The 18,308-nt window shown below is 66.6% G+C and carries 13 protein-coding genes; 9 read left to right on the top strand and 4 right to left on the bottom strand.

Annotated features, from left to right (window positions below; translation table 11 throughout):
• From C1H66_RS06375 to lhpI, 4 genes are all read left to right on the top strand, one after another.
• The coding region (locus tag C1H66_RS06375) for an aminotransferase class I/II-fold pyridoxal phosphate-dependent enzyme (RefSeq protein WP_240618229.1) at nt 1-2,832 on the top strand (2,832 nt) is incomplete at its 5' end.
• A gap of 136 nt (nt 2,833-2,968) precedes the next feature.
• Nucleotides 2,969-4,459, top strand: coding sequence for a Na+/H+ antiporter NhaC (gene nhaC / locus C1H66_RS06380; RefSeq protein ID WP_102627067.1), 1,491 nt, complete (start codon nt 2,969-2,971; stop codon nt 4,457-4,459).
• Nucleotides 4,460-4,606: 147 nt separating this feature from the next.
• Nucleotides 4,607-5,725 (top strand): ABC transporter substrate-binding protein, encoded by a 1,119-nt coding sequence (locus C1H66_RS06385; RefSeq protein WP_102627068.1) that lies wholly within the window; start codon nt 4,607-4,609, stop codon nt 5,723-5,725.
• Between the two features lie 45 nt (nt 5,726-5,770).
• Nucleotides 5,771-7,465, top strand: a complete 1,695-nt coding sequence (gene lhpI / locus C1H66_RS06390) for a cis-3-hydroxy-L-proline dehydratase (RefSeq protein ID WP_102627069.1) — start codon at nt 5,771-5,773, stop codon at nt 7,463-7,465.
• Between the two features lie 5 nt (nt 7,466-7,470).
• On the opposite strand, the gene C1H66_RS06395 is transcribed toward lhpI, so the two are convergent.
• From C1H66_RS06395 to C1H66_RS06405, 3 genes are all read right to left on the bottom strand, one after another.
• A complete protein-coding gene (locus tag C1H66_RS06395) occupies nt 7,471-8,241 on the bottom strand; it encodes a molybdopterin-binding protein (RefSeq protein WP_102627070.1) in 771 nt (256 codons plus the stop codon).
• Complete coding sequence (locus C1H66_RS06400; RefSeq protein WP_102627071.1) at nt 8,234-9,106, bottom strand: cytochrome b/b6 domain-containing protein; 873 nt, start codon at nt 9,104-9,106, stop codon at nt 8,234-8,236. The genes C1H66_RS06395 and C1H66_RS06400 overlap by 8 nt, the downstream gene beginning before the upstream one ends.
• Nucleotides 9,107-9,174: 68 nt before the next feature.
• Nucleotides 9,175-9,414: a hypothetical protein gene (locus C1H66_RS06405; RefSeq protein ID WP_102627072.1), complete on the bottom strand. Its 240-nt coding sequence runs from the start codon at nt 9,412-9,414 to the stop codon at nt 9,175-9,177.
• 185 nt (nt 9,415-9,599) lie between these two features.
• On the opposite strand from C1H66_RS06405, the gene C1H66_RS06410 reads away from it, so the two are divergent.
• Both C1H66_RS06410 and C1H66_RS06415 read left to right on the top strand, forming a co-directional pair.
• Entirely contained in the window at nt 9,600-10,364 is a 765-nt protein-coding gene (locus C1H66_RS06410; RefSeq protein ID WP_102627073.1) for a response regulator transcription factor, read from the top strand.
• Nucleotides 10,361-11,839: a sensor histidine kinase gene (locus C1H66_RS06415; RefSeq protein ID WP_102627074.1), complete on the top strand. Its 1,479-nt coding sequence runs from the start codon at nt 10,361-10,363 to the stop codon at nt 11,837-11,839. Before C1H66_RS06410 ends, C1H66_RS06415 begins: the two co-directional genes overlap by 4 nt.
• A 21-nt stretch (nt 11,840-11,860) precedes the next feature.
• Here C1H66_RS06415 and C1H66_RS06420 read toward each other — a convergent pair whose 3' ends face one another.
• Nucleotides 11,861-12,838: a LysR family transcriptional regulator gene (locus C1H66_RS06420; protein WP_102627075.1), complete on the bottom strand. Its 978-nt coding sequence runs from the start codon at nt 12,836-12,838 to the stop codon at nt 11,861-11,863.
• A gap of 293 nt (nt 12,839-13,131) precedes the next feature.
• Here C1H66_RS06420 and C1H66_RS06425 point away from each other — a divergent pair, with 293 nt between their 5' ends.
• The 3 genes from C1H66_RS06425 to C1H66_RS06435 all read left to right on the top strand — a co-directional run.
• On the top strand, nt 13,132-14,319 hold the full coding sequence (locus tag C1H66_RS06425) for an efflux RND transporter periplasmic adaptor subunit (protein WP_370741191.1): 1,188 nt from the start codon (nt 13,132-13,134) through the stop codon (nt 14,317-14,319).
• Nucleotides 14,320-14,410: 91 nt separating this feature from the next.
• Entirely contained in the window at nt 14,411-17,584 is a 3,174-nt protein-coding gene (locus C1H66_RS06430; protein ID WP_102627077.1) for an efflux RND transporter permease subunit, read from the top strand.
• The coding region (locus tag C1H66_RS06435; protein ID WP_170064107.1) for a TolC family protein at nt 17,577-18,308 on the top strand (732 nt) is incomplete at its 3' end. The genes C1H66_RS06430 and C1H66_RS06435, both read left to right, overlap by 8 nt.

Genomic DNA, 18,308 nt, shown 5'->3' on the forward strand with positions numbered 1-18,308 from the left:
CTGCGCGCCGACACCTGGAATGCCCTGAAGCGCGACCTCGGCATTCTGGTGCGACTGAACGACGAAGGTCGGGCCAAGACCCTGATCAAGGCCATCGACGTCAAGCTGACGAGGCTGGAGATCGTCGAGGACTACCACGCCTTCCCCTCGAAGGAGGACTTCCGGCATCTCTGGACGCTGTTCGACCGCGAGGAGTACGTACTGCTGGAGAAGGTGGTCAAGCGCCTGGTGCGGGCGCTGATCAGCGAATCCTACCGTCGCCGCCATGTCGATCTCAGCGAGACCGATGCCGACGCCGAGGACCTGGAGACCCTCGACGCCTTGGCCCAGCTGCGGCGCGGCCACCCGGCCTCGAACAGTTCGGCCCAGCCCTACTTCGAGCTGCTGATCGTCGACAACCTCTCGGCCCAGGAGGAGGAGGTCGTCCGCGAGGCCTTCCGCAACATGCGCCGTCCCGAGGACAAGTTCGTCTATGACGTGGTCACGGTACGCAGCTTCGAGGATGCGCTGATCGCGGTGCTGGTCAACCCCAACATCCAGGCCTGCCTGATCCGCTACGAGTTTCCCTACAAGTCGAAGTACAACCTCAGTGCCCTGCGCAACTACCTCGAGGGGCTGTCGGAGAAGGACCTGGAGCACCAGACCGAGGCCGAGCGCAGCATCCTGCTCAGCAGCATGATCCACGAGCTGCGCCCGGAGATCGACCAGTTCCTGGTCACCAGCGGCGACGTCGAGGCCACGGCGAGCCAGGATATCCGCTACTTCAACCGGATCTTCTACCGCGAGACCGACTACATCGAGCAGCACCACACCATCCTGCGCGCCATCGACAGTCGCTACCGCACCCCCTTCTTCGATGCCCTGCGCGAGTACAGCAAGAAGCCCACCGGGGTCTTCCACGCCATGCCCATCTCGCGGGGCAAGTCGGTGACCCGTTCCCACTGGGCCGGGCAGATGATCGACTTCTACGGCATCAACATCTTCCTCGCCGAGACCTCGGCGACCTCCGGCGGGCTCGATTCGCTGCTGCAGCCCTACGGGCCGATCAAGAAGGCCCAGGAGTATGCCGCCCGGGCCTTCGGTGCCCGGCAGAGCTTCTTCGTCACCAACGGCACCTCGACGGCCAACAAGATCGTGGTCCAGGCGCTGGTCAAGCCCCACGACATCGTGCTGATCGATCGCGACTGCCACAAGTCGCACCACTACGGCATGGTGCTGGCCGGTGCCCATGTCAGCTACCTGGACTCCTACCCGCTCGACGACTACTCGATGTATGGCGCGGTGCCGCTGCACGAGATCAAGAAGACCCTGCTGCGCTACAAGCGTTCCGGGCAGCTCGACAAGGTCAAGATGCTGCTGCTGACCAACTGCACCTTCGACGGCGTGGTCTACAACGTGCGCCGGGTGATGGAGGAGTGCCTGGCGATCAAGCCCGACCTGGTGTTCCTGTGGGACGAGGCCTGGTTCGCCTTCGCCTCGTTCAATCCCACCTATCGGCCGCGCACCGCCATGCACACGGCGCGCAGCCTGCGTGACCGCTACCGCAGCGAGAGCTACCGCGCGGAGTACGCAGCCTGGAAGGCCGAGTTCGACCGGCTCGACCCCGACGACGACGCCACCTGGCTCGACCGCCGGTTGCTGCCCGACCCCGACCAGGTGCGCATCCGCACCTACGCCACCCACTCGACCCACAAGACCCTGACCTCGCTGCGCCAGGGCTCGATGATCCATGTCTGGGACCAGGACTTCCGCCAGAAGGTCGAGGCGCCGTTCCACGAGGCCTACATGACCCATACCTCGACCTCGCCCAACTACCAGATCGTGGCGTCGCTGGACGTGGGGCGCATGCAGGCCGAGATGGAGGGCTTCGAGCTGGTGCATGCCCAGGTCGAGGCGGCGCTGTCGCTGCGCGAGCAGCTCTATACCCACCCGCTGCTGCAGAAGTACTTCCGGGTGCTCAAGAACAGCGACATGGTGCCCGCGGAATTCCGCGAGTCGGGGGTCGAGTCCTACTACGACCCGGTCACCGGCTGGAACCAGATGGAGGAGGCCTGGGCGCGGGACGAGTTCGTGGTCGACCCGACCCGGGTGACCATCGCCATCGGCGCGACCGGGGTCGATGGCGACACCTTCAAGAACGAATTCCTGATGAACAAGTACGGCATCCAGATCAACAAGACCTCGCGCAACACCGTGCTGTTCATGACCAACATCGGCACCACCCGCGGCTCCATCGCCTACCTGCTCGACGTGCTGATCAAGCTGGCCAAGGAGTTCGACAGCCTCTGGGAGGACAGCAGTCGTCCCGAACGCCGGATCATCGAGAACCGGGTGCGCTCCCTGACCCAGGAACTGCCGCCGCTGCCGGACTTCAGCCGTTTCCACGACGCCTTCCGCCCCGATCCCACCAGGGATACCCCGGAAGGGGACATCCGTCAGGCCTACTTCCTGAGCTACGACGATGAGAACACCGAGTACCTGCGCTTCGACAACGGCGAGTTGCAGGCGCAGATGCGGGGCGGACGCGACGTGGTCTCGGCGAGCTTCGTGATTCCCTATCCGCCGGGTTTCCCGGTGCTGGTGCCGGGGCAGGTGGTCAGCGAGGGGATCCTGGCCTTCCTGCAGGCGCTGGACGTGACCGAGATCCACGGCTATCGCCCCGAGCTCGGCCTGCTGGTGTTCACCGAGACGGCCCTGGCCGGCCCGCCGGTTCACCGAGGCGCGACACGAAAAGCTTCATCGCACCTTGCCGGAAAAGGTGACACGGATCTTCAGGAAGAAAGGAGCGCGGAACTCGGCAGTGCTCTGGTAGAGGGGGAATCCCGGCACTGAACCTCGAACCTTATCGGGCGACGCGCTTCCAGCGGCCCGCTGGCCAGAGGCAAGGGGTCGGTCGGCGCGTCTCCTAGGCCGGCGTCTCGGCGCTGTTTAGTTTGGCTACCACCCACTAGCGAGGAGAACAATAACCATGGACAGTGACCAAACCTCTTCCCCCAAGAAGCCCAGCTTGCTCATGGCGATCCTGCCGATCGCCCTGACCATCTTCCTGCTGATGCTGCAGCTGTTCGTGTTCGATGACTTCACGCCCCACATCCCCCTGGTGCTGGGCATCATGATCGTCGGCGCACTGGGCTGGTGGCAGGGCTATCGCTGGTCGCACATGGAGGCCGGCCTCTACAAGGTGGTCAGCGTCGGTCTGCCCTCCATGGCCATCCTGATGACGGTCGGCATGATCATCGGGGTGTGGATACTGAGCGGCACCGTGCCGCTGCTGATCTACTACGGTCTGGCGATTCTCAGCCCCGGGATCTTCCTGTTTGCCACCTGCCTGATCTGCGCCATCATCTCGCTGGCCACCGGTACCTCCTGGGGCACGGTCGGCACCGTGGGGCTGGCCCTGATCGGCATCGGCGAGGGGCTGGGCATTCCGCTCTACCTGACCGCCGGCGCGGTGGTCTCCGGCGCCTTCTTCGGCGATAAGATGTCGCCGCTGTCGGACACCACCAACCTGGCCCCGGCGGTCTGCGGCACCGATCTCTGGAGCCACATCCGCGGCATGATGGCCACTACCGGACCGGCCATGCTGGTGGCGCTGGGCCTGTATGCCTGGATCGGCACGGGTTACGCCTCCGACGCCGCCCTGCAAAGCGAAAGCGTGGCGCAGATCAACGCCACGCTGCAGGAGACCTTCGCGCTCAGCGTCTGGCTGCTGATCCCGCCGATCGTGGTGGTGGCCCTCGCGGTCAGACGCTTTCCCGCCCTGCCTTCGATCTTCACCGGCGTGCTGCTGGGCGGCATCCTGGCCGTGGTCGTGCAGGGTGTGTCGGTCCACGAGGTGTTCAACGCCATGCAGAGTGGTTACACCAGCGATACCGGCATCGAGGTGGTCGACCGGCTGCTCAGCAAGGGCGGCATCCAGTCGATGACCTGGGTCATCACCCTGGTGCTGATCGCCCTGGGTTTCGGCGGCATGCTGGAGCGGACCCGCTGTCTGGAAGTGGTGCTGGAGAGCATCCTCAAGATCGCCAAGAGCCGCTTCGGGCTGGTCGCCGCCAGCACCGGTTCGGCCATCGGCACCAATGTGGTCACCGGTGATGTGTATCTGTCGGTCGCCCTGCCGGGCCGGATGTTCGCCCCCGCCTACCGTGGCCGCGGCCTGTCGACCACCGTTCTGTCGCGCTCGATCGAGGACGGCGGCACCCTGATCTCGCCGCTGATCCCCTGGAACGTGGGCGGCGCCTTCGTGGCCGGCACCCTGGGTGTCGAGACCCTGGCCTACGCCCCGGTGGCCTTCGCCTGCTGGCTGTCGATGCTGTTCGGCCTGCTGTGGGCCGCCACCGGCTGGTTCGTGCCCAAGGCCAGCGACGAAGAACGCCAGCGCTGGAAGGATCTGGGTGAAGCGGTGATGGATGAGACCGGCCGCCACGACGCTGGACGTCCGGCCACCGCCAACGCCTGAGAGGTGACCCTCATGTTCAAGAACCTGCTCGTCCCCGTCGAACTGGCCGACAAGAGTTCCTGGCGCCAATGCTGCCCAGGTGGTCCGACACGGCAGTTGCTCGGTGATGGTGATACGCGAATAACCTGAATGGAAGGGAGACCCGTCATGCAACATCCGAAACGCGTTGCTGCGCCGTGGCTGATCGCTGCCGCCCTCGTGCCGCTTGCCAGCCCCGCCGTCCAGGCTCACGGCGACCTCACCGTGACATCCTGGGGCGGCGCCTACACCCGCAGTCAGATGCTGGCCTATGTGATCCCCTATGAAGCCGAGACCGGACTGACCCTCGACATGGCCACCTACAACGGCGATCTGGACGATGTCCGTGCCCAGGTCGCGGCCCACAACGTGACCTGGGACGTGGTGGACATGGAACTCGGCGATGCCATTCGCGGCTGCGAGGAAGGCCTGCTCGAGAAGATCGACCATTCCATGCTGCCGCCCGCACCCGATGGCACTCCGGCAGCGGAGGACTTTCTGTCCGGCATGCTCACCGAATGCGCCGTCGGTCAGGTGATCTGGTCGACGGTGGTGGCCTACGACCCCGGCCGGTTCGACGACGATTCACCCACGGCGCTGGCCGATTTCTTCGATCTGAGTCAGTATCCCGGCAAGCGCGGCATGCGTCGCACCCCCAGGGTCAACCTGGAATGGGCGCTGCTGGCGGATGGTGTCTCGCCGGATCGGATCTACGAGGTGCTGGACACCGACGAGGGCCTGCAACGCGCCTTCGAGAAGCTCGACACCATCAAGCAGGACATCGTCTGGTGGGAAGCCGCCGATGCCCCCGCCCGACTGCTGGCCGATGGCGAGGTGGCCATGAGTGCGGTGTTCAACGGTCGCATCTACGCCGCGATCGAGGATCAGGATCACGATTTCGGCGTGATCTGGGACGGTCAGGGCTGGGACTACGACATGTGGGTGATCCCCAAGCGCACGCCCAGGACCGCCAGCATGGACGCGGCCATGGAGTTCATCGCCTTCGCTACCGACACTCGGCGGTTGGCCGATCAGGCCCGCTACATCTCCTACGGCCCGGCCCGCCAATCCTCACTGGCGCTGATGGACGAGGCAATCAAGCCGCATCTGCCGACCGCACCCGCCAATGCCGAAGGCGCCTTGCGCATCGACGCCGAGTGGTGGGCACGCAATCAGGCGCGGATGGAGCGACAGTTCGAGCACTGGCTGGCGCGCAAGGAACCGTTCCAGCTCTGGCGCGTGCGATGAGGCCGTCCGGCATCCTTGACCGGCTCAGGGAACAGGAGGAGTAAAATGACGCGAAGTGTCATTCCCGGTCGCGCCGATGCCGCGATTCTGGCTTGCCAGGAGGGGTTAAGTTTCTGGGGCGGCGTGGATGCCTCGACGGGTCGGGTTATCGACACTCACCACTCTCTGAGGGGGCAGAGTGTTGCCGGCAAGCTGCTGGCCATGCCCACCAGCCGTGGCTCCTGTTCCGGCAGCGGTGTGTTGCTCGAGTTGATCCAGAATGGCCAGGCACCGGCCGCGCTCATCTTTCACGAGCCCGAAAGCGTACTGACGCTGGGGACTCTCGTCGCCCAGCATGTCTTCGGCAAGACCATCCCGGTCGTGCAGCTTGATGCAGATGACTTCGCGGCGTTCTGCTCCAAAGAGCGGGCCACTATCGACGGCGATCGACTCATGGCAGCAGGCCTCGATCTACAGTTGCCAGCGATGGCTGCCGATCACATCGAGCTGACCGAAAACGACCGCGCCATGCTCGAAGGTAACGAAGGTGCCGCCTTGAAGGCCGCCATGAGTATTCTTTACGACATGGCCGTCATCGAAGGCGCGTCACGTCTTATCGATGTCAAGCAGGTGCACATAGACGGCTGTATCTACGCAAGCCCGGCGTTACTGCGCTTTGCAGAGATCTTCGCCGAGATGGAGGCGCGAGTTCGCGTACCCACGACCCTGAATTCGATCTCGGTCGATCATGCCAACTGGCGCCACCAAGGGGTACCGTCGTCGTTCGGTCAGCCGGCCAGTCGACTGGCCGACGCCTACGTGCAGATGGGCGCACGGCCCAGCTTCACCTGCGCCCCCTACTTGCTGGACAGCACGCCGCAAGCGGGTGACGTCATCGCTTGGGCCGAGTCCAACGCCGTGATCTATGCCAACAGCGTACTGGGCGCACGTACGGCCAAGCATCCGGATCTACTGGATCTTTGTATCGCGCTCACTGGGCGTGCACCTTGCTATGGCGTCTATCTTGACCACCAGCGTGCCGCACGTCGTGTCATCGAAATCGAGGCACCGCTCGAACACGACGATGCCTTCTGGCCGCTATTGGGATATCTGGCTGGCCAATTGGCGCCCGATCGTATTCCGTTGCTGACCGGCGTCGAGCATCTCTCGCCGACCGCGGACGATCTCAAGGCGCTCTGCGCGGCTTTCGGCACGACATCGGGCGCGCCCATGCTGCACGTTGACGGTGTAACACCGGAAGCCGGCCTCGTGGCACCCGGCGCCGACAGGATGACGATCTCCTGCGATGACCTGGCACAGGTCTGGCAGCAATTCAACGCCGGCCCCGACGAGATCGAACTCATCGCATTCGGCAGCCCCCATTTCTCGCTCGAGGAGTGCCGAGCACTGGCCCGTCTAATGGCGGGACGCCGCTGTCATCCGGGCGTCACGGCCATCGTCACGCTGGGACGCGACACTTTGAACGCCGCGCGCGCCGAAGGCCTTGCCGCGAGACTGGAATCCGCCGGATTACGCCTGCATGCCGATATCTGCTGGTGCTCGATCTCCGAGCCCGTCTTTCCACCGGCAGCGCGTACCTTGATGACCAACTCCGGCAAGTACGCCCACTATGCCCCCGGCCTGAGCGGGCGCACCGTGCGCTTCGGCAGTCTTGCCGACTGTGTCACGGCCGCTTGCACCGGTTGCGCCCCCAACACACTACCGGCATGGCTACCATCGAGCCCAAAGCGAGATACTTAAATTCCCTATATCCCCGCCCACCATTGATAGCCACGATCCTCCCAGTAGCCGCCCCGGCCGCGGCCGAGGTGGGCGAAGCTCTCGACCAGTTCGATGCGCATCACGTACTTGGCCATCTTGTAGCCGAGCTGCCGCTCGGCCCGCAGCCGTAGCGGGGCGCCATTGGCGATGGGCAGATCGGCGCCGTTCAGCCCGTAGGCCAGCAGCGTCTGTGGGTGATAGGCCTCGCGCATGTCGAGGCTCTCGTAGTAAGCATCCCCGCCGCGATAGCGATCGGCGCAATGGAAGACCACGAAGCGCGCCGCGTCGCGCACCCCGACCTGGGCCAGCAGATCGTCGAGCACCACGCCGGTCCACTGGCCGATGCAGCTCCAGCCCTCGACGCAGTCGTGACGGGTGATCTGGGTACGCGACGGCATGGCCTTGAGGTCGTCGAGGGAGAAGGCCCGGGGCCGTTCGACCAGGCCGTCGACTGTCAGGCGCCAGTCGCGGAAACCGTTGGCCGCCAGGCGTCGGTACGCCTCGTCGCGGGGATTCGTGGTGCCGTTGGCGCGGAAGGTCGGGGCGATGTCGGCGGGCGAATATTCCCGCGCCAGCGCCTCGTGGGAGGCCAGCAGGCGCTGGGCCCGCTGGGTCAGCGAGCCGCTGGCATCGAACAGTTGACGCATGGTGTCGCTGCGCGACAGCCGGTCGCAACCGGTCAGCAGCAGGGCGCCGCTGGCCAGGGCGGCCCGTGCCAGGAAGCGGCGGCGTGCCGGGTCGGTGGGACTAGTCATCCTGGGCCTCCTTCTCGGGGGGCAGCATATAGCGCCCGGTGATCATCGAACGCAGGTTGTTGACGACGCCGGAGACGAGCACCAGCACGATATGGATCAGGAAGAAGCCGACCAGCGCCAGGGCGCACAGGAAATGGATCGTACGCGCGCTCTGGCGGCCGCCGAAGACGTCCAGCAGCCAGGGCCAGGCGGCATCCATGGTCGGTGACATGGTCAATCCGGTCAGCACGACCAGCGGCATGACGACGAACAGCACCAGCAGGTAGGCGAGCTTCTGCAGCAGGTTGTAGTGGCGTGCTTCCTCACCCCGTGGAAAGCGCAGCCGCAAGTGCTCGGTCACGACATGACCGAGGGTTCGCCACTCGTGCCGGCGCGGCAGCAGGCGACGGTGCAATTGACCGCTGAGCACCAGATACAGCAGGTAGGTGATCAGCAGGGGCGCGAAGAGCCAGCCGGCCAGAAAGTGCCACTGGCGCCCCGCGGCCAGCCAGCGCGGGCCGGGCAGGGTGGCCCAGGCCGGGAAGGCACGCCGCTCGCGCGCATCAATGGGGCCGGAGACGCCCAGCACCCCGGTGGTATCGAAACGATGGTCGCCGACCCGGGTGATGCCGCGCGGTTCGCCGTCGCCGCCGCTCACGGCACGGATCGACAGCGCCGGGGCGTCGAACGAGGAATCCTTGCCCCAGTACAGGGCCGGGTGGGCGTTGAAGATCTGCAGGCCGCTCATCAGCAGCACCACCAGACAGGCCGCATTGACCCAGTGCCAGAGGCGGGTGAAGGCGCCGTGCCGCCGGATGACCACCGGCGCCCGGCCGGCACCAGGCGCGGAGGCGCGTTTCAGGAATTGCCTGGTCGGGAATCGCATGGGGTACCTCCCCGGGGCGAGGCCGGCCGGCGATCCTTCGGGAGGCACCGGCCGGCAGGGGCCGAGTCTCACATGGCGTCGTCGTCTTCCATCATCGCGTCGTCTTCCTCCATCATCGCGTCGTCTTCCTCCATCATGGGCTCCTCCTCGTCCATGGCGTCGTGCTCCATGGTCTCTTCCTCCATGGTCTCCTGCGCCATGCCGTCCTCTTCCATGGGGTCGTCTGCCAGGGCGGTGGTCGGCAGCAGCAGGGCGGCGCCGAGCAGGAGAGCAAACAGGGCGGTCTTGTAGCGGTGCATTGCGGTCATCATCCACCTCCATTTCATAATCGGCCGTCGACGGAATGCCGAATCGGCAAGGGCTACGCTAGCCGGGTGTCACGGACGATTCCTCACGGAAGCATCACATGGGAAAACGCGTTTCGTGATAGTTTCGTGATGTAGTCGCATGGGCTCGGTTTTACCGTGCAAGCAGGCGAGGAGCGGAGTCTGAGATGAGCTACCGAGTTCTCTGTGTCGAGGACAATCCCGAGATCGGCAGGCTGCTCACCGAGTCGCTGGTGGCGGCCGACTATGCCTGCGACTGGGTTCGCGACGGCGAGGCGGCGCTGGCGCTGCTGGGCGCCGAGGCCGCGGGAGTCCGCTATGACCTGGTGACGCTGGATCTGATGCTGCCCGGGATGGACGGCCTGGAGGTATGCCGCCGGCTGCGCCGGCAGGACAATCAGACGCCGGTGCTGATGGTGACCGCCAAGGCGGCGATCCGCGACGTGGTGGTGGGGCTGGAGATCGGGGCCGACGACTATGTCACCAAGCCCTTCGCCATGCCGATCCTGCTGGCCCGGATCCAGGCCCTGCTGCGCCGCGACCAGCGCCAGGCGCCCAGCGACGACGGCATCGTCGCCACGCCGCCGCTGGTCTGCGGCCCGTTGGTCATCGATGCCGACCAGCATCGGGTCCTCCTCGATGACAATCCGCTCCAGCTCACCGGCAAGGAGTTCGCGCTGCTCTCGCTCTTCGCTCGCCATCCCGGGCGCAGCTTCAGCCGTGGCGAGCTGCTCGACCACGTCTGGGGCGAGGAATTCGACGGCTATGACCATACCGTGAACACTCATATCAACCGCCTGCGCAACAAGATCGAGGCCGACCCGGCCAGACCGCGCTTCATCCAGACCGTCTGGGGGGTGGGCTATCGCTTCGCCGCGACACCGGAGAGTCCGGGCTCGACGTCGCCCGCGCCTGGCGTCGAGCGCCCATGAGGGGCCTGCTGCGCCGCTGCGGGCGGCTGTGCCGCGGCCTCTATGCGCGTATCGCACTGGTCTATCTGACCAGCCTGCTGCTGCTGTCGGTGGCCACGGCCTGGATCGCCATCAGCCAGTTCAACCAGCTCACCCGGGAACTGCAGCAGAGGATGGAGATCGATCTCGCCAGGAATCTCGCCCAGGTCATGCAGCCGGCATTGTGGCAGGGCGCCGAGAGCGACGCCGCCCGCGACATGGCTCGTCATATCCTGTCGATCAACCCCTCGCTGTCGCTGTACGTGCTCGATGAAAACGGTCGCGTGATCGCCGACTATGCCGATTCTGCCTGCGGGCTGGGGCAGCGAGTGGATCCCTCGCCGCTGGAGACCCTGCTCGGTGACGAGCCGATGCTGCCGGTGCTGGTGACGGCGCCTTGCGGTGACGAGCCAGGCATCTTCTCCGTCGCCCCCATCCGACATGGCGAGGAGCGCCGCCCGGGCTACCTGTACGCCGATCTCGACAATGCCGGCCAGGCATCGATGTTCGCCATGCTGCGTACCAGTTCCATCACCCGCACCCTGGTGGCCGCCGGGCTGATGGCGCTCTTGATCTCCGGCGTCTTCGGTCTGGTGTGGTTCGCGCTGCTGACCCGGCGCTTCTCGCGGCTGACCACGGCGGTGCAGCGATTCGCCGACGGTGACTACGGGCAGCGCATCGCCACGCCCCGCGACGATGAGCTGGGGCGCCTGGCACGGGCCTTCAACGACATGGCCGGGACCATCGAGGCGCAGCTGCAGGCCATGCGCGAGACCGATCGTCAGCGCCGTGAACTGATCGCCAACCTCTCGCATGATTTCCGCACTCCCCTGACCTCGCTGCGCGGCTATGCCGAACAGTTGCTGGCCACGGTAACCGTCGAGGAGCAGGGCCGTCGGCGGATGCTGACGGCGATCCTCGACAATGCCGATCGGCTGACTCGTCTCGCCCAGCAGCTCTCGACCCTGGCGCGGCTGGATGCCGATGACAGGCCGCTGCAGCGGGAGCCGTTCTCGCTGGCTGAGCTGGCCCATGACATCGTCGGCAAGTTCCAGCATCAGGCCGGCGAGGCGGGCATCGCGTTGACGGTGGCCTGCGACCCCTCCTTGCCTCGGGTCGATGCCGACCTGGGCCTGATCGACCGGCTGCTGTCCAACCTGATCGACAATGCCCTGCGCGCCACGCCCGCCGGGGGGCGGGTACGCCTCGACGCCGAAGCGCTGCCGGAGGGGGTGCGGTTGGCGGTCACCGACAATGGCGTCGGTATCGCCGCGGAGGAGTTGCCGCTGGTGACCCAGCGCTTCTATCGCACCCGAGCCAGCCTCGCCAGGGGCGATGGCTCGGGGCTGGGGCTGTCGATCGTTCGCGAGATCTGCGAGCGCCACGGGGTGGCATGGAAGCTCGTCAGTTCACCGGGTGAGGGGACCGAGGTGAGCGTCACCCTGCCCCGTGCCTGACGGGCGGTGGGGCCGTGCGGGTCAGGCCGTCTCGCCCGCGGCCTCGGCCGACACCTCGGTCTGGGGGTGAACGGGGGGGTGCCACAGCTCGGTGGCTGGCAGGCGCTCGATCCGCATGCGCTCCACGACGAAGTCGACGAAGGTACGCACCTTGGGGGAGATGAGGCGTCCTCCGGGAAATACCGCATTCAGTTCGACCTCGGGCCCCTCCCAGCCATCGAGCACCCGGCGCAGCCGCTGCTCCTCCGGCCCCAGGCAGGCGACGATCTCGCTGGCCAGCATCAGCCCCTGGCCCTCGACCAGCAGCCCGCGCAACACGAAGGGGTCGTTGGCGATGGCGATGGGGTCGATCTCGACCTCCTCCTGGCGCGCCCCCTTGCGCAGCTGCCACAGGTAGCGCTGGCCGCGCTGGTCGGTGGACTTGGCCAGGGCCGGGTGGCGGGCCAGCTCCGCGGGCTCCCTTGGCTCGCCATGCATGGCGATGTAGCGGTCGCTGGCATAGACGAAGGAGCGGAAGCGCGCCAGGGGGCGGGCGACCAGGGTGGAGTCCGGCAGGGGGCCGACCCGCAACGCCACGTCGATCTGGTTGGCGACCAGGTCGAGACGATCGTTGGAGAGCACCATCTCGATGCGCACCTGGGGATGCCGCTCGCGAAACTCCCGCACCAGGTCCGAGGTGAACTCGGTACACATGGTGAAGGGCGCGGTGACCCGCAGCCAACCACGTGGACTGCCTTCCAGCCGCTGGACGGCGCTCTCCGCTTCGCCGAGATCCTGGGCGATGCGATTACAGTAGTCGAAGTAGACGGCACCGGCCTCGGTCAGGCTCAAGTTGCGAGTGGTGCGGTTCAGCAGTCGGGCGCCGAGGCGCTGCTCGAGGCCCTGTACCTTGCGACTCACTGTCGTCTTGGAGAGATGCAACTGCTTGGCTGCCGCAATGAAACTGCCCTGTTCCACGACCTTGGCGAAGATCAAGGCGTCATTGAGATCCTGCAACATTGTCGTTGTCCTGTGCCGTGCTCGAGGGTCAGGGGAAGGGAATAAACGAGTAGGGGGAATGCCTGCACGGTGACTATCCCGTCAATGGGACAGTATTTCCCTGACGACCCGACTAATCAAGTTGCCGTTAAGGCTTTATGGTGGCGCATTGCATCAGGTTGCCGGTTGTCGATTCCCCACCCCATCAATCGACTGGATAGAGTCCACGGCAATTCAACTGCCAGGTCCAATGATAAACGGCGGTGTACTCCGCTATTCCGAGTCGATAGAGGTCACTCATGAACGTCCACAAGATGTTCCAGTATTCGGGTCCCGTGAGAAACGTCATGGTTACCGCCATGTTCGCGGGATTCGCACTCCTGGCCGGTTGCGACAGTCAGGCAGACAGCGCACAGCAGGCGCCGCCTCCTCCCCAGGTCAGCGTGGCCGATGTGGTGGTCGAGGACGTGCGGTTCTGGGACGAGTTCACCGGTCGCATCGAGGCGGTGGAGACGGTGGAGCTGCGCCCACGGGTGACGGGGTACATCGAGAGCATCCATTACACCGAGGGCCAGAGCGTCGAGGCGGGTGAGGTGCTGTTCGTGATCGATCAGCGCCCCTACCGGGCCGAGTTGGCGCGGGCCGAGGCCGATCTCGAACGGGCGCGCGCCCGGGCCGAACTCACCCGCAGCGAGGCCGCCCGCGCCGAGACCCTGGCCCAGAGCCGCTCGATCTCCCGGGAGGAGCTGGACCAGCGCCGGGCGGCGGCGGCCCAGGCCGAGGCCGATATCCTGGCGGCGCGGGCGGCGGTCGACACGGCGAGCCTGCGCATGGAGTTCACCGAGGTCCGCGCGCCCATCGCCGGGCGTACCGGCCGCGCCCTGGTGACCGTCGGCAACCTGGTCTCGGAGGCCACGCCGCTGACCAGCATCGTCTCCCTGGACAAGGTCCACGTGCATTTCTTCAGCGACGAGCAGACCTACCTGCAGTATGACGCCATGGCGCGCAACGGCGAGCGCGCGAGTTCCCGCGACGAGCGGACGCCGGTACGCGTCGGGCTGGCCACCGACGTGGGCTATCCCTACGAGGGCGAGGTGGACTTCGTCGACAACCGGCTGGACGCCGCGGCGGGAACGATCCTGACGCGGGCCGTGCTCGACAACAGCGACGGGCGCTTCGCGCCCGGCATGTTCGCCCGGGTGCAACTGCTCGGCAACGGTTCCGACGATGCCATCCTGATCGACGACAAGGCGGTGCTCACCGACCAGGACCGCAAGTATGTCTACGTGGTCGACGAGGAGGGCCGGGCGCAGCGCCGTGACGTGGCGCTCGGACGCATGGCCGAGGGACTGCGGGTAGTCGTGTCCGGCCTCGAGCCCGGTGACCGGGTGGTCGTGCGCGGTGCCCAGCGGATCTTCTTCCCGGGCATGGAGGTGGCGGCCGAGAGCGTCGACATGCGAGGGCAGGATCCCGCGCCTTCCGATCTCATCGCCGCACACTGAGCTCGACGGGATTCACTGACCCCCTTCCCCAGTAACCGATATCGCCTTCGAGACGGACATCGCCTGTCCGTCTCGACGCGGGAGCCATGTCATGGACTTTGCCAAGTTCTTCGTCGACCGCCCGATCTTCGCCGCGGTGCTGTCGATCCTGATCTTCATCGCCGGGGCGATCACCATCCCGCTGCTGCCGGTCAGCGAGTATCCCGACGTGGTGCCGCCCACCGTCCAGGTGCGGGCGGTCTATCCCGGCGCCAACCCCAAGGAGATCGCCGAGACGGTGGCCACGCCGCTGGAGGAGGCGATCACCGGGGTCCAGGACCTGATGTACATGAAGTCGGTGGCCGGCTCCGACGGGGTGCTGGCGATGACCCTGACCTTCCGCCCCGGCACCGACCCCGACGCCGCCCAGGTGCAGGTGCAGAACCGGGTCAGCCAGGCGCTGGCCCGGCTACCGGAAGAGGTGCGGCGCCAGGGGGTGACCACCGACAAGCAGTCGCCCGATCTGACGATGGTGCCCCAGCTGACCTCGCCGGATGGCCGTTACGACAGCACCTATCTGCGCAACTACGCGGCGTTGCACGTGCGCGACGAGCTGGCGCGCCTGCCCGGCGTCGGCCAGGCGATGCTGTTCGGCGCCGGCGACTACGCCATGCGGGTGTGGATCGATCCCGACCGGGCCGCCGCGAGGGGGCTGACCGCCGGCGATATCCTGGCGGCGATCCGCGAACAGAACGTGCAGGTCTCGGCGGGCCAGCTCGGCGCGCCGCCGACGCCTGAAACCTCGGACTTCCTGATCTCGATCAACGCCCAAGGGCGCCTGACCACCGAGGAGGAGTTCGGCGACATCATCGTCAGGGCCGGCAGTGACGGCCAGATAACCTACCTCTCCGATGTCGCCCGGCTCGAGCTCGGTGCCGCCGAGTACTCGCTGCGCTCGCTGCTCGACAACGATCCGGCCGTGGCGATCGGCATCTTCCAGGCGCCGGGCTCGAACGCCATCGCGCTGTCCGACGCGGTGCGCGAGAAGATGGAGGAGCTGGCCGAACGCTTTCCCGAAGGGGTGGAGCACGAGATCGTCTACGATCCGACGGTGTTCGTGCGCGACTCCATCGAGTCGGTGATCAAGACCCTGCTCGAGGCGGTGCTGCTGGTGGTGCTGGTGGTGACGCTGTTCCTGCAGACCTGGCGCGCGTCGATCATCCCGCTGCTGGCGGTGCCGGTGTCGATCGTGGGGACCTTCGCAGTGCTCTACCTGCTGGGGTTCTCGATCAATACCCTGACGCTGTTCGGCCTGGTGCTGGCGATCGGCATCGTGGTCGACGACGCCATCGTGGTGGTCGAGAACGTCGAGCGCAACATCGCCGAGGGGCTGGCGCCGCTGGCGGCGGCGCATCAGGCGATGCGCGAGGTGAGCGGGCCGATCATCGCCATCTCGGTGGTGCTGTGCGCGGTGTTCGTGCCCATGGCCTTCCTCGAGGGGGTCACCGGCCAGTTCTACCGCCAGTTCGCGGTGACCATCGCCATCTCCACGGTGATCTCGGCGATCAACTCGCTGTCGCTGTCGCCGGCGCTGGCGGCGCTGCTGCTCAAGCCCCACGATGCCCCCAGGGATCGTTTCTCGCGGTTCATCGACGTCCTTTTCGGCTGGCTGTTCCGCCCCTTCAACCGCTTCTTTCACGCCAGTTCCGAACGCTACCAGGGCGGGGTGGGGCGCAGCCTGCGCAAGCGTGGCGTGGTGTTCGGCGTCTATGTCGTGCTGCTGGCGGCCACCGGGCTGATGTTCCAGGCGGTGCCGGGCGGGTTCATTCCCACCCAGGACAAGATGTACCTGATCGGCGGCACCAAGCTGCCCGAGGGCGCGTCTCTGGATCGCACCGAGGAGGTGATCCGGCGCATGACCGAGATCGCCCTGGAGACGGAAGGAGTCGAGGCGGCCGTGGCGTTCCCCGGCCTCAACCCGTTGCAGTTCACCAACACGCCCAACTCCGGCACGGTGTTCTTCGGCCTGGAACCGTTCGGCGATCGCCAGCGCAGTGCCGAGGCGATCACCGCCGAGCTCAACGGCAAGTTTGCCGCCCTGCAGGAGGCTTTCACCTTCGCCTTCATGCCGCCGGCGATCCTCGGCCTCGGTTCCGGTTCGGGGTTCTCGCTGTTCGTGCAGGATCGCGCCAACCTCGGCTACGGCGAGTTGCAGAATGCCGTCGACGGCCTCAGCGGTGCGCTGGCGCAGACGCCGGGGATGGGCTATCCGATCACCTCCTACCAGTCCAATGTGCCGCAGCTCGACCTGCACGTGGACCGGACCAAGGCCAAGACCCAGGGGGTGCCGCTGACCGACCTGTTCGAGACCCTGCAGGTCTACCTGGGCTCGGCCTACGTCAACGACTTCAACCGCTTCGGCCGCACCTGGCAGGTGATCGCCCAGGCCGATGGCGGCTTCCGCCTGGACGCCGAGAACATCGATCGTCTGCGCACCCGCAACGTCAACGGCGAGATGGTGCCGATCGGCAGCATGATCCGCGTCAGCGAGACCTTCGGCCCGGATCCGGTGATCCGCTACAACGGCTACCCGGCCGCCGACCTGATGGGCGAGTCCGATCCGAGAGTGCTGTCGTCCAGCCAGGCGTTGGCGGTGGTCGAGGGCCTGGCGCCGTCGGTACTGCCGGCCGGCATGACCTTCGAATGGAGCGACCTGAGCTACCAGCAGGTCAACCAGGGCGGCGCCGCCCTGGTGGTCTTCCCGCTGGCGATCCTGCTGGTGTTCCTGGCGCTGGCGGCGCTCTACGAGAGCTGGACCCTGCCGCTGGCGGTGATCCTGATCGTGCCGATGTGCATGCTCTCGGCGCTGATCGGGGTGAAGCTCACCGGCGGCGACAACAACATCTTCGTGCAGGTCGGGCTGGTGGTGCTGATCGGCCTGGCGTGCAAGAACGCCATCCTGATCGTCGAGTTCGCCCGCGAGCTGGAGCTGCAGGGCCGCGGCATCGTCGAGGCGGCGCTGGAGGCCTGCCGCCTGCGCCTGCGGCCGATCATCATGACCTCGATCACCTTCACCGCGGCGGTGGTGCCGCTGATGCTGGCCGGCGGAGCCGGCGCCGAGGTGCGCCAGGCGCTGGGCATCGCGGTGTTCGCCGGCATGCTCGGCGTCACCCTGTTCGGCCTGTTCCTGACCCCGGTGTTCTACGTCGCCCTGCGCAAGCTGGTGACGCGTGACCGCGCGGAGCCCGAGGGTTCACTGCCGATGGAGGGCGAATACCGTGCGTAAGCTGCTGCTGGTTCCCCTGGTATCGCTGCTCACGGCCTGCGCCGTGGGCCCCGACTATCGGACGCCCGAGTTGCCGGCGCCCGAGGCGCTGGTGCGTGCCGACGAGGCGCTCTATTCGGCCGATCCGGTCGAGGCCGAGTTCTGGCAGCGGTTCCAGGACCCCTTGCTGACGCAACTGGTGGAGGATGCCCTGGCCGCCAACCACGACCTGCGCATCGGCCTGGCGCGCTACGACAGGAGCCGGGCCCTGCTGCGAGAGTCGCGCCACGACCTGGCGCCGACGGTCACGGCCGAAGGCGGCGTGGCGAATCAGCGCCTGAGCGCCGACCAGATGCCGGGTGTCGCACGCGCCGACCGCGACAGCGACAGCTTCGATGCCGGGGTATCGGCCTTCTGGGAGCTGGATCTCTTCGGCCGCGTGCGCCGCAGCGTCGAGGCCCAGCGCGCCGACGCCGAGGCCTCGGCCGCCGACCTGCGCGCGCTGCAGGTGGTGGTGGTCGCCGAACTGGTGGACACCTACTTCCGGCTGCGCGGGCTGCAGGAGCAGCTGCGGGTCGCGCAAGCCAACGCCGACAACCAGCGCGAGTCGCTGGCACTGGTGGACGCCCGTCTCGAGGCGGGTCGCGGCACCGAGTTCGACAGCGTGCGCGCCCGGGCCCAAGTGGAGAGCACGCTGTCGCGACTTCCCGCCCTCGAGGGGGAGATCGCCGCCGCCACGCATCGC

It is taken from the genome of Halomonas heilongjiangensis (assembly GCF_002879645.1).
GTDB classification, from domain to species: domain Bacteria; phylum Pseudomonadota; class Gammaproteobacteria; order Pseudomonadales; family Halomonadaceae; genus Halomonas; species Halomonas heilongjiangensis.